Origin of the sequence: Streptococcus infantis, from assembly GCF_047460405.1 — a bacterium.
GTDB classification, from domain to species: domain Bacteria; phylum Bacillota; class Bacilli; order Lactobacillales; family Streptococcaceae; genus Streptococcus; species Streptococcus infantis_Q.
In genome coordinates this window covers 39694-52436 of sequence record NZ_JASHGH010000006.1, presented here as the reverse complement: position 1 = coordinate 52436, position 12743 = coordinate 39694, and the positions used below count along the sequence as shown (strand labels likewise).

The following is a 12743-nucleotide window of genomic DNA, read 5'->3' as shown; positions in this document are numbered from 1 at the left end:
ACTTTTATTATGAATCAGCGTGAGTTGTTTCATTGGCAAAACCGATAATGGCTTGCTTCAACTCTGAACCTTGCAAGGCACGGAATTCTTCAATCTTTTGATTGATGACTTCAAGTGGCATGACATTAACCTTACCAACAAAAATCTTATCCATGACTTGATTATCAACTAATTCAGTAGATACCAACAACTCCTCATAGAGTTTCTCACCTGGACGAATCCCCACTTCTACAATCGGAATTTCATTTTCAGTACGTCCGCTGAGAAGAACCATTTTCTTGGCCAAATCATAAATCTTAACTGGTTTGCCCATATCAAGGATAAAGACTTCTCCATCTTTAGCATAAGCTCCTGCATGGATCACCAAACGGCTAGCTTCTGGAATGGTCATAAAGTAACGAGTCATACGGAAGTCCGTCACAGTCACTGGACCACCCTCTGCAATCTGACGCTCAAATACTGGAATCACACTACCACGGCTACCAAGAACATTCCCAAAACGAACCGCACAATAGGTAGATTGACTACGTTGGTTGAATCCTGTAACAATCAACTCTGCCACACGTTTGGTAGCTCCCATTACGTTTGGTGGATTAACGGCCTTATCGGTCGAAATCATAACCATCTTCGGTACCTTAGCGGCGTCAACTGCCTTGGCAACATTGTAAGTTCCGAGGATATTATTTTTAAAGGCTTCTTTTGGATTACGTTCCATCATTGGCACGTGCTTATGGGCAGCAGCGTGGTAAACAATGGCTGGTTGGTACTGCTCAAATACTTGAAGCAAGCGATCGTAGTCTTGGATGTCTGCAATCACAGGAACATAGTCAATTCCTTGGAAGCTACGAATCAATTCATGATAGATCAGATAAATAGAGTTTTCCCCATGCCCCAAGAGAACCACGCGCTCTGGATTAAAGCGACTAACCTGACGGCAAATCTCAGACCCGATAGAACCTCCTGCACCTGTCACTAAGATGGTTTTTCCAGTAATTTCTGAGCCTAGACGTGACTCATCTAGTTGAATTTCTTTACGTCCCAAAAGGTCAGTAATATCGATTTTTTGGAAACCACCTACCTGAGGATGCAATCCTTGTACAACCGACTCAATCTTGGGCATCTTATAACACTTCAAGCCAAGTTGGTTACACATTTTTAGGATACGCTCATACTCTGATGGATCGAGAGAAGGAATCGCAACGATAACTTTTTCAATCTGATGACGTTTAGAGAGTTCTGGCAACTGTTCATAAGATCCTAAGACTGGGATTCCACCTAGTTTTTGACCTTTTTTCTTTTCATCATTATCCAAAATACCCACTAACTCAAGATCACTCGTAGGATGTTGGTAGCTGTTCATAAAGAGAGCCCCACCGTCTCCTGCACCAATCAAGAAGGTACGACGGTGTTCCCCTTCTCCATCACTCTTTTTGCGTCTTGAATAGATCAACTGCCAAGTAATACGTGGGAGCAAGATCAAGAAGGTGCTGAGCAAGATAAAGAGAACGATAAAACGTACAGAGAAAAGTGGCAAGAAGGCATAGCAAAGGAGATAGGACAAGATACTGCTGACACTTACTCCGATGAATATCTTCATAAAGTCTGTGATTTTGCTATAGCGACTAATGCTAGCATTGAGCCCCCAGAATCCAATCATGATTTGATAGAAAAGGAAGGTCAAGCTTGTATAGATGACATAGTCCACAGGAGCTGGATTGATCAATCCATAAAACAAGATATAAGAAACAATGATTGAGGAAATCATGCTGGCAGCATCAAAAATCCCCCAAAAGACTTGTTTTTGTTGTTTATTTAACACTTCAACCAGATCAATTACATAATCTGTCATTTTTTTATTCATGTGAATGGTATCCTCCTACACAAAATCACATTTTCTAGTAATTACTAGAGGTTTTTTTAACTGATTAGCTATTTACTTTTTCTCAATAGTTTTAAAAATATAAACTGTCGGACAAATCCTGGACATAGGGCAACGACAACTTGGATTAACACACTTTTCAGATATTCGCCATAAGAAATCTGTCCACGCGCGTGCATTCTTTGACGTGCTTGGCGATAGAGTTTGAGATAGCGAAGGCCACCACGACGTTCAAACATCCCCGCTCCCACGCGCACCTTACAAAGAATCTGATCCACATTTCCAGTTCGAGCACCTGCGCTAATCATATTAAGCCAGAGCAAATCGTCTTCCATATAGAGCCCATCTTCGTAGTTACCTGCCTTGAGAACCATCTCTTTTTTAAACATAACCGTCATATGATTAAAGGCACTTCTCATACGTTGGTAGGCGATAATCTCTTCGTGCTTAGTCGGCACACGACGGTAAGAAACAATTTCATCAGGTTGATCGATGAATTCTGCGATATGACCACCCAGCAAGTCCAAGTTTTCCTTTTCCATCAAGTCAAACTGTTGTTCAAAACGATCTTCAACAGCGATATCGTCCGTATCCATACGGGCAATAATGTCATACTGGCACTGCAAAACACCATACTGTAGCGCCAAACCTAAGCCACGATTTTGTTCAAGCGGACAACGTTTGATTGGAATACTTGACTGTGCTACCAATTTTTCCAACACTTGATATAGTTCAGGTGTCAGTGGACCGTCTTCAACGATAACCACTTCACTAGGTTTGAGCGTTTGATGTAAGATACTTTTTACAGCCTCTTCTAAAAAGACAGGATTTTCTTTGATGTAGACGGACATCAAGACGCTAAATTTCCTATTTTCAGACACAGTTTTTCTCCAATGTATATATTTTCTTTCACTATTTTATCACAATTTTTCAGACTTTCCTATTTTTATTTGAATCCCAGAAAAAAACTAGTAAATCTCTCCTTCTTTTTACCCATGATTTCGCTCAACTAAGGAGCGGAGTTTCTCACACCATCTTGACATCTATGGGAAAAAGCCTTAAAATAAGCTGTTATCAAAATCAGTTTATTGAGGTTCACATGAAAAAACGATCACTCTTTTTTATTCTAGGAATTATCTTAATCGGAGCGGTCTTAAGAGCTCCTTTTACGGCCTTACCAACTGTTTTGGGAGATATTGCTCAAGGTTTAGGAGTTGAGGTCAGCTCACTTGGGGTTTTGACCAGCCTTCCTCTCCTGATGTTTGCTCTTTTCTCCTCTTTTGCGACGCGTTTGGCTCAAAAGATTGGACTCGAGCACCTTTTTACATACAGCCTCCTCATCTTAACCATCGGTTCAGTGATTCGTATCTTCAATCTTCCCCTTCTCTATCTGGGAACCTTACTCATCGGAGCAAGTGTCGCTATTTTTAACGTACTTCTTCCTAGTATGATTCAAGCAAACTACCCACAAAAGATTAGCTTCCTGACAACGGTTTATGTGACGACTATGGGAATCGCGACAGCACTAGCTTCCTACCTCTCTGTACCCATTACTCAGGCAACATCTTGGAAGGGGCTGATTCTCTGCCTGTCCATGGTCTGCCTGCTAACCTTATTGGTCTGGTTTCCTAACCATGGCCACAATCATTTCCTAGAAGGGCATGAAGATAAAAAAGAAAAAGAGAATATCCTAAAAAGCAAGCAAGTTTGGGCTATTATTGTCTTCGGTGGGTTGCAGTCCCTGCTCTTCTATACCAGCATGACCTGGTTGCCAACCATGGCCATCAGTGCAGGGCTAGCTCATACGGATGCCGGACTTCTGGCTTCTATCTTTTCACTAATTAGCATTCCCTTCTCCATGACCATTCCAAGTTTAACGACGCGTTTGTCAAATCATAACCGTCAAATCATGTTAGCAGTCATCTCTCTGGCTGGTATGCTAGGAATTGCCATGCTTTTATACCCAAGTAGTAATTTCTTTTATTGGCTGATGGCTCACCTCTTGATTGGCACGGCCTGTAGCGCACTTTTCCCCTATCTCATGGTTTGCTTTTCTATTAAAACAAGCTCACCTGAAAAAACGGCTCAATTATCTGGACTTGCCCAGACCGGTGGTTACATTCTAGCGGCCTTTGGACCAACTCTCTTTGGTTACAGTTTTAACATGTTCCAGTCTTGGGTTCCAGCGGTACTGATTCTTCTAATAATTGATATTATCATGACAATCGCCCTCTTTATGGTGGATCGAGCGGATAAAATCCTCTAATCTTCTAGTTTTTACTAGGAGATTTTTTATATATAAAAATTTTACACATATTACTTGACAGGGCTTACATTTAGATGTATGATGTATGTGTAGAATAATTATATATAAAATTTTTACATACTAAAAAAGGAGGTGCCCCATGTATTTTCCAACATCAGCGGCTTTGATTGAATTTCTCATCTTGGCCATCCTAGAACAAGGGGATTCCTATGGTTATGAGATTAGCCAAACCATTAAACTCATTGCCAAAATCAAGGAATCTACCCTCTACCCCATCTTGAAAAAACTGGATACCAACCGCTATCTGACTACATACTCTCGCGAATACCAAGGTCGGATGCGGAAGTACTACTCCTTGACAGAGATTGGGGAGGAGCAACTATTTGTACTCAGAGAAGAATGGACACTCTACACTGACACTATCAATGGCATCATAGAAGGGAGCATTCGCCATGACAAGAACTGAATATTTGAATCAGCTTGAAGCCTATCTGATGAAGCTTCCTCAATCTGATCGCATTGAAGCCATGGATTACTTCAAAGAACTCTTTGATGATGCGGGTCCAGAAGGTGAGGAGGAACTTATCACTAGCCTGGGAAGTCCAAAAGAAGCTGCCCATGATGTCCTGACTACACTTCTTGATAAGAAAATCAACGAAGAAAATTCCAGCAAGAACGACCGCCATATTTTACGCATCGCTCTACTAGCCCTTCTTGCAGCTCCTATCGGAATTCCAGTCGGAATTGCTCTTCTCATGGCTATCATCGGGATTTTTATCGCTGCTGTCAGCGTACTTATAGCCTTCTTTGCTGTATCAGTAGCTGGACTAATCCTAGGAGGCGTTCTCCTATTTGAAAGCTTCTACGTTCTGGCTGAATCGACATCTGCTTTTATACTGATTTTTGGTGGAGGTTTACTAGCGATCGGAGCTTCGTCTCTAGTCTTACTAGCGACTTCCTATGTAGCACGTTTCTTTGGATTACTAGTCCTTCGACTCATCCAATGGATTCTTAATAGAGGAAAGAGAGGTGAAAGACATGCGTAAATGGACAAAAGGATTTCTTATCTTTGGTGTTGTTACCAGTATCATCGGTTTTTCCATGATGATCATCGGCATCCAAACCGATGGTGTCAGAAGCCTCCTTGCAATGTCTCAAAATCCAGTCTTTGAGAGCCGAATGGAAGAGCTCACATTTGATCAAGATATCGAAAATCTTAACATCTCACTAACACAACATTCTCTAGTTATTACGGAGTCAAATGATGATAAGATTCACATCCAGTATCATCCAACTGTCTCTGAAAAAGAGAATCTTCAACATTCTAGCAAAGAAAAAACTCTTGAAATTTCCGACACCAAGTCAACTACACGTCCTTCTGTTGGTTCTAGTATTCAGGGTATCCTCTTTATCGTAAGCGGAGTCTCTAGTCGCAATGATGAAGTTGTTCTCTCATTACCAAGAGGAAAGGACTTAAAAAATCTTACAGCTCAAGTCAACCATCATATCCTTTCGATTTCCAATGCAAAAATCAGCAATGCCAAGATTCTGTCAAATGGATATCTCCTTCGTATCACTGATAGCGAGATTAAAAATAGCCAACTGATCACAACTGGAATTGTCAATGTATTTGAAACCAGTCTAACAGATAGCCGCATCCAAGCAGACCATGAACATATCTCTGCTGAGGATATTCAAGTACATGGTAAGGTAGAGCTAGAGTCAAAAAAAGATATGGTCATCAAGCTAGCTAAAAAAGAACTTGAGAGAATTAATGTAGAACTTTCTTCTGACCATGGTTCCATCTATCATCGTAGTCGGGAAGGGTATAATCCAAACGAGGAAAACAAGGAAGATGAAGAATTCTCAAATCCTTACAAAGTAGAGAAAAAAGATACGCAAGATTTACTTGTCGCAAAAGCTGGTCAAGACATCAATCTACCAAAAGAGGATGTTCGCTCGCCTTCTTATAGACATCATGAATAAAAAGTTACTAATCAAAAAGGAGGTCCCATCATGACTCAAGAATGGTTTGAAAGTGCTGATTTCGAGAAAACAGCCAACAATGATAAAAAAGATAGCCCATCCGACCCAGTTCTCCTTGAAGAAGATTCAGATACAAAGGAAGAATCACCAGTAGTTGAGGAAAATCCTCAAGCCAATTCAGAAGATATGGAAACTAGTGAGGAAATTGTAGAGACTGAAGAGCTCGCTGAAAAATCAGAAAAGATAGATAAGTCAGAAAAACCTGTTAAAGAAGTTTTTCAGACAAGCAAACCTTTAACCAGCAAATCTTTGGAAAGCCCATTTTTACCAGACCCTACACCTACAAAAACTGCAATCTTCAAAGAAGAATTGGCTGATTTTTGGACCTGGCTACTAGGTGCTCTTAAAGAGCCGACAGCTTGTTTTGATACAGATAAAAAACATAGTTATAATGCCTTTGCACTCCTAACTATCTTTTCTACTACGAGTTTCCTCTTTACTGTTTACCACGCCAAACATAGCTACTATGGTCGCATGGCAAGCATCGATGCCAACTTCGTAGAACAATTCCCATCTCTCAATCTCTTTTCTGTCTTCTCTATTTTAGTAGCGACAAGTCTCTTCTTCTTTTCTATCCTTATGGGTGGATTCGTAGTCAAACGTTTTGTAGATCAGGACAGCGATTGGACACTGGAAAGAGCCTTTCAAGAGTACAGTAGGCTCTTCGCCCTTCCTATCCTACTCACAGGAGTCGCTAGCTTCTTTGCCTTCTTTAACGGCCTACGCTTTGCAGCTCTTCTCAGCCTCATTAGTCTAGGTATGGTCCTACTTGGCAACCTCTACATCATCTCAAGACCGAGTAAGGATAGTAAAACTGATCCTTTCTACCGTCTTCTCTTCGCAGTCCTCGTCAACGGAAGCGTCCTATTTCTCTTTTTCCTAGCAGAAATGGCACTGATTTCTGACTATCTCCGAATCCTAGCTTTTATGTAAGATAAAGGTAGCGAGATTGAAAGATATTAACTTTAGAGGATCATTACTATAAAATTTTAAAAACAAAAAAAGCGAACAAGACAGAATTCTGATAATCAGAAAACTAATCTTGTCCGCTTTTTAACTTTATAGAAACTTTTGTCACAGATTCCTTATTTATCTATTTGCTAAATATTCAAAATCTTCCCCTAAGATTGGTCCTACCACTATTTGGTTGGCATCCAAGTCCTGATAAAGTTCTTTTGGAAGAGCTTCTAAGAAGGTTTGATAATCCAGTCTGGCTACTGCTTCATAGTCTTCAGGCTTAGAACCATCTCCAGAGATTTTTACCAAGTCAATCTCCCAGACAAGGTTCTTACCAGCCAACTGTTCAACATAAGGTACAGGAACAACAGGACCTTTTGGCAAAATGGTTTTTACTCCCTGAGCTAGGTGATAGACCCCATGAACCTTACCTTCACCATCTGGATAAAATTTAGCGCTGGAAGGAAAAGCATCTGACCCTTGAACCCTCTTAACTAACTCTTCAAAACGTGCCAAGCCATCTTCTTCCAAGAAACTTTCTAAATCCTTCTTATCAAAGTAGACAGGTGATAGAATACCTTGGCAAAAGGCCAAACGAGCAGCCTTATCAGATAGATAGTTTTTAACAGTTTCTTGGAAATAGTTTTCCAAATCAAAGTCTTCCAAGCCTTCAACTGCTTCACCAACCTTGCTAGACAAGGCTTGTAAGAAAGCTTCTACAATCTCCCAGTCAGCTCTTGTAATCAAATCAGGAATGATTACTTGATAGCCTTTTTGAGCATCTAGATATCGTACCTTAAAGAGAAATTGAGATTTGCCTACGATTCCACACTCGATATACTCAAGGCGATTGAGGGGTTGACGAAGATAGACAGCATCATAACTATGTGACTCTAAGCCATCTACAAAGGCTAAGATTGATTTAGCTGTAAGAATCTCCTGTTGTCCTAAAATACTTTGTTTATTTGGAATAAAAAATGTCTTCACCATAATGGTCTCCTTTGAAATCGTTTACATATAGTATACACCATTTTCCTGAAAGATGCAGAAACAAATTTAAGATTTTTTAGTCAAAAGCATAGAAAAACAGCCCCTTATCAAGGACTGTTGATACTATTATACGACTTCAGAATGATCCAAGTTCTCACCAATCGCTGCTAAACGCTCGATGACTTGGTCTTGTGTCAATTCATGTTCTAAAACATAGCGGTTACGTGGGTGAACACGACACTCGTGTGAGCATCCACGAAGGTACTTGTCTTCATTTTCTTCTGATGCCAAGATACGGCGGTTACAGAATGGATTTCCACAGTTGACATAGCGTTCACATGGTGTTCCATCAAACCAATCTTTCCCTACAATGGTTGGATTGACATGGTTGACATCGACTGCGATACGTTCGTCAAAGACGTACATTTTCCCATCCCAAAGTTCCCCTTGAACTTCTGGGTCTTTCCCGTAAGTCGCGATTCCTCCATGCAATTGGCCAACATCTTTGTAGCCTTCACGTACCATCCAGCCTGAGAATTTCTCACAGCGGACTCCACCTGTACAGTAAACGACGACACGTTTGTCCATGAATTTTTCCTTGTTATCACGAACCCATTGTGGCAATTCACGGAAGTTGCGGATGTCTGGACGGATAGCCCCACGGAAGTGTCCAAGGTCGTACTCATAGTCATTACGAGTATCAAGGACAACTGTATCTTCATCTAGGAGGGCTTCTTTAAATTCTTTTGGTGACAAGTAAGCACCTGTTGTTTCAAGAGGATTGATGTCGTTATCAAAGTTATCATCCTCTAAACCAAGGTGAACAATTTCCTTTTTATAGCGAACAAACATCTTCTTGAAGGCTTGCTCACTTTCTTCGTCAATCTTGAACCAGAGGTCTTCCATACCTGGAAGGCTGTGAACGTAGTCCATGTATTTTTGCGTTGTTTCGTAATCACCAGAAACGGTTCCGTTAATCCCTTCGTCAGCGACTAGGATACGACCTTTGAGGCCGATTGATTTACAGAAAGCCAAGTGGTCAGCCGCAAATTGTTCTGCGTTTTCGATAGGAACATATTTATAGTAAAGTAAAACTCGAATATCTTTTGACATTTGCTTCTCTTTTCTAAGATTAAATTATCAGAATTTTTCATTCAACTATACCAGTATACTCCCTCAAGAAAGCGAATGCAATTTATTTGACCGAAAAATGAAAACAAGACCTGGAAACAGGTCTTGTTTTAGCTGAATATTCGATGAAGAAAGGTTAGCAAAAACGGCAATGTAGCTACGATATTATTGATAACATGAACGATATAACCGGGATAGATACTCTTGGTATAGCGAGTTAGACCCGCATAAAGGATTCCAAACGTCGCAAAAACAAGAATATCTAGTACACTGGGAAAACTTGTAAAGTGAGGAAGAGCAAATAAAACCGAAGGAAGAATCAGGTCAAGCCCAAATTTCGAATCTTTAAAGAAGGCATGTTGGAGCAATCCTCTATAAATCAACTCTTCCATCAGAGGCCCTAGAAAAAATAAGGACAGGTAGAGTCCCAACTCGGCAAAATTTGTCTCACTATAACCGATTAACACAGCCCAACCTTCATAGGTAGACTGAACATGTCTAGCCGTTTGGAAATTAAATGTTATATGAAGCACAGCTACGAGAATTGTCAGCACTGTATACCACAGCCATTTTTTCTTAGGAATAACAAAAAGATATCCATGACCTGTCTTGACTAATATCCATACCATCAGTCCGATGAAGACTAGACTGACAAGATTTTTAATCCAGAAAAAATTCCCAATCTGAGAAGAAAATTGCCAGTAGTTTTGGACCACAAGTGTTAGCTGAGAGAGTCCATATACGAAAAATAAGTAAGATAAGATTGCACTGATTTTAAAGAGTAGATGGAATTTTTTCATATGTCTGTGTCCCAACTTATATGTAAGAGTAAATATCTGATTTTAAATACAGATAATTATATGTATTTGCTCTAAAAAGAATCACCACCCCGTCTGGAAATATCCAGACAAGGCAGTGATCGCATCTTTTAGGAATGAATACACGAAATCAATTGTTCTTGAGATTATTTGTTTTTCAAGAATTCATCGTATTGTTTTTGCATTTCATCCAATACTTTTTGGTAAGCACCTTCAGATTTAAGTTTTTCCATCAATTCTGGAATAGCTTTTTCTGGGTCTACAGTACCAGTGTTGATAGCTGTATCGAATTGTTGCATAGTGTTAGTGATAGCTGAAATTTCAGATTTCACGCTGTCAGTGTTAAAGATGAATCCAAGAGCTGGAGATTCTTTTGCAGTTTCCAAGTCTTTCTTAGATTGTGCGATTTGCTCATCTGTAACGTTTTCGTTGATGTAAAGGATCCAGTTGTTACCAGTGTTCCATCCTGACATGTGAGTGTTTCCTTTGTATCCATCAAGGACTTTAACACGGTTTTCTTTACCTGCAACTTTTTCCCAGTTCTTGCCTTCTGGTCCATAAACAAGTCCGTTCAAGAGTTCTGGGTTAGTGTTCAAGAGGTTCAACACTTCCATTGCTTTTTCTTTGTTCTTAGAGTTGTTTGAGATTACAAAGTTTGCAACTTGAGTTGTTTGGTTTTTCTTGATGAAGTTAGTAAATGGTTTGATTTGGATGTCTCTGTTAGCAACACGAGAAAGCAAGCTGCTACCGTAGTCAGCTGGTCCTACTGTCTCTTCACGAACAAACCAAGTATCTTGAGTAAGGTCATATGAAGTATCGCTAGTTGCTACGTCTTTTGGAATGTATCCTGCTTCATAGAATTTGTGAAGAGTCTTCAAGTGTTCTACGAAACGAGGAACTTCGTAACGGTTAACGATCTTAGTAGTATCGCCTTCAAGGTCGATGACGAATGGAAGTCCGTTTGCAACTGGGTAGTCAAAGTTTTCTGATGGGATAAAGTTTTTACCAACAGCGAATGGCATTACATCTGGAGCTTTTTCTTTGATTTGTTTCAATACTGGTTCAAGTGTTTCGTATGAAGTTACACCTGAGATATCAATTCCATATTTTTCAAGAAGTGGGCCGTTGAAGGCGAAGTTTTGTGAAGACGCAACGTTAGCCGCAACTGGAACTGAATAGATTTTACCGTTTACAGTGTTACCTTTGATGTAAGCTGGGTCAAGTGCTTTGTAAAGGTCAGCTCCTTCTTTCTTGTACAATTCTGTCAAGTCAGCATAAGCACCTTTTTGAGCGTTTACTACGTAGTTATCTGCGAATGCGATATCGTAGTTTTCACCTGATGAAGTGATAACTGACATTTTCTTACCGTAATCACCCCAACCAAGGTATTGGATATCCAATTTAGCACCAACTTTTTCTCCGATGATTTTGTTTGCATTTTCTAGCAATTCATCCAAGTTATCTGGTTTGTCACCGATTTGGTACATTTTGATAACAGGTTTGTCACCTGATGCTGAGTCAGCAGCTTTTTGGCTGTTTCCTTTAAGGTTTCCACAAGCAGCAAGGCTAGCAGCTAAAGCTACAAGGCTAGCAGATGCAAAAGCATATTTTTTCCAGTTTTTCATTATAAAAACTCCTTTTTTTATTTTTAAAGTTATTAACAAGTTGAGATTGTTGATTTTTCTTAGCTAGAAAAATCAAGGTTAGGGGAGAAACACGGTTTCTCAGATTTCCTTATTCTTTAACACCACCGATGGTCAAACCTTTTACAAAGTAGCGTTGGAAGAACGGATAGAGAATCGCGATAGGTAGGGTTGCAACTACAACCATGGCCATACGACCTGTTTCCTTTGGTAGGGCAACTGCAAGTTGTCCTGACATACCAACTGACTTGGCAATGTAATCCATGTTGTTTTGAATTTGCATGAGCAAATATTGCAATGGATACAAGTTGTCACTCTTGATGTAAAGAAGGGCGTTAAACCAGTCATTCCAGAATCCAAGCGCTGTCAATAGTGTAATCGTTGCGATACCTGGTAGTGAGAGCGGCAAGCAGATTTGGAAGAAGATACGAGCTTCACTCGCTCCATCGATACGAGCTGACTCGAGGATTGCTTCTGGGATGGTCTTCTTGAAGAAGGAACGCATCAACATGATGTTGAATGGTGAGAGAAGCATCGGAACGATCAAGGCCCAAATGGTATCACCAAGGTGAAGCAATTGAGTCACTACGATATAGCCTGGTACCAAACCAGCATTGAACAACATACTGAGGAGAGCGAAGATTGTAAAGAATTTACGATACTTAAATGTTGAACGTGAGATGGCATAGGCGTAAGTTGTTGTGATAAAGACGTTTGTCAATGTCCCAACTACTGTTACAAATACTGAGATAAAGAGCGCTTGTAAAATCTTATCTTTAAACTGAGCCAAAAACTCAAAACCATCTAATCCAAATTGTGATGGGAAGAAGCTATATCCATATTGAACGATACTCTTCTCATCTGTAACTGAGATAATGATAACAAAGATGAAAGGCAAGATACAAGAGAAGGCTAGCAAACCAGATATGATACTAAAGAAGATATCTGCTTTCTTGCTGAAGGAGTGTATGCCAACATTATCAATTTTTGCTTTTTGAACTTTTTTTGCCATA

The 12743-nt window shown here is 40.0% G+C and carries 12 protein-coding genes; 5 read left to right on the top strand and 7 right to left on the bottom strand.

The features are described 5' to 3' along the window. Positions 1-7 precede the first annotated feature (7 nt). Together QM928_RS03960 and QM928_RS03955 are read right to left on the bottom strand one after the other, a co-directional pair. Entirely contained in the window at positions 8-1861 is a 1854-nt protein-coding gene (locus QM928_RS03960; RefSeq protein ID WP_414294567.1) for a polysaccharide biosynthesis protein, read from the bottom strand. A 68-nt stretch (positions 1862-1929) separates the two neighbouring features. Beyond that, positions 1930-2730, bottom strand: coding sequence for a glycosyltransferase (locus tag QM928_RS03955; protein ID WP_414294566.1), 801 nt, complete (start codon positions 2728-2730; stop codon positions 1930-1932). 248 nt (positions 2731-2978) lie between these two features. Here QM928_RS03955 and QM928_RS03950 point away from each other — a divergent pair, with 248 nt between their 5' ends. The 5 genes from QM928_RS03950 (at position 2979) to QM928_RS03930 (ending at position 7124) form a co-directional block, all read left to right on the top strand. Beyond that, the gene (locus QM928_RS03950) at positions 2979-4145 is read left to right on the top strand and encodes a CynX/NimT family MFS transporter (RefSeq protein WP_414294565.1); all 1167 of its coding nucleotides are present in this window, start codon (positions 2979-2981) and stop codon (positions 4143-4145) included. A gap of 139 nt (positions 4146-4284) precedes the next feature. Then, positions 4285-4611, top strand: coding sequence for a PadR family transcriptional regulator (locus tag QM928_RS03945; RefSeq protein WP_006149048.1), 327 nt, complete (start codon positions 4285-4287; stop codon positions 4609-4611). Beyond that, positions 4598-5191: a DUF1700 domain-containing protein gene (locus tag QM928_RS03940; RefSeq protein ID WP_414294564.1), complete on the top strand. Its 594-nt coding sequence runs from the start codon at positions 4598-4600 to the stop codon at positions 5189-5191. The genes QM928_RS03945 and QM928_RS03940 overlap by 14 nt, the downstream gene beginning before the upstream one ends. Further along, the gene (locus tag QM928_RS03935; RefSeq protein WP_414294563.1) at positions 5184-6131 is read left to right on the top strand and encodes a DUF4097 family beta strand repeat-containing protein; all 948 of its coding nucleotides are present in this window, start codon (positions 5184-5186) and stop codon (positions 6129-6131) included. The genes QM928_RS03940 and QM928_RS03935 overlap by 8 nt, the downstream gene beginning before the upstream one ends. A gap of 30 nt (positions 6132-6161) precedes the next feature. Further along, positions 6162-7124 (top strand): DUF6574 domain-containing protein, encoded by a 963-nt coding sequence (locus QM928_RS03930; RefSeq protein WP_414294562.1) that lies wholly within the window; start codon positions 6162-6164, stop codon positions 7122-7124. Positions 7125-7280: 156 nt separating this feature from the next. On the opposite strand, the gene QM928_RS03925 is transcribed toward QM928_RS03930, so the two are convergent. The 5 genes from QM928_RS03925 to QM928_RS03905 form a co-directional block, all read right to left on the bottom strand. Continuing rightward, positions 7281-8138, bottom strand: a complete 858-nt coding sequence (locus QM928_RS03925; protein WP_414294561.1) for a DUF4299 family protein — start codon at positions 8136-8138, stop codon at positions 7281-7283. A 126-nt stretch (positions 8139-8264) separates the two neighbouring features. Next, positions 8265-9251 carry a rhodanese-related sulfurtransferase gene (locus tag QM928_RS03920; protein ID WP_075228420.1) on the bottom strand — a complete coding sequence of 329 codons (987 nt, stop codon included), beginning with the start codon at positions 9249-9251 and terminating at the stop codon, positions 8265-8267. 128 nt (positions 9252-9379) lie between these two features. Next, positions 9380-10069 carry a lysostaphin resistance A-like protein gene (locus tag QM928_RS03915; protein ID WP_414294560.1) on the bottom strand — a complete coding sequence of 230 codons (690 nt, stop codon included), beginning with the start codon at positions 10067-10069 and terminating at the stop codon, positions 9380-9382. A 164-nt stretch (positions 10070-10233) separates the two neighbouring features. Continuing rightward, the gene (locus QM928_RS03910; RefSeq protein WP_414294559.1) at positions 10234-11712 is read right to left on the bottom strand and encodes an ABC transporter substrate-binding protein; all 1479 of its coding nucleotides are present in this window, start codon (positions 11710-11712) and stop codon (positions 10234-10236) included. A 109-nt stretch (positions 11713-11821) separates the two neighbouring features. Then, positions 11822-12742 (bottom strand): carbohydrate ABC transporter permease, encoded by a 921-nt coding sequence (locus QM928_RS03905; RefSeq protein WP_414273480.1) that lies wholly within the window; start codon positions 12740-12742, stop codon positions 11822-11824. Between the last annotated feature and the right edge of the window lies 1 nt (position 12743).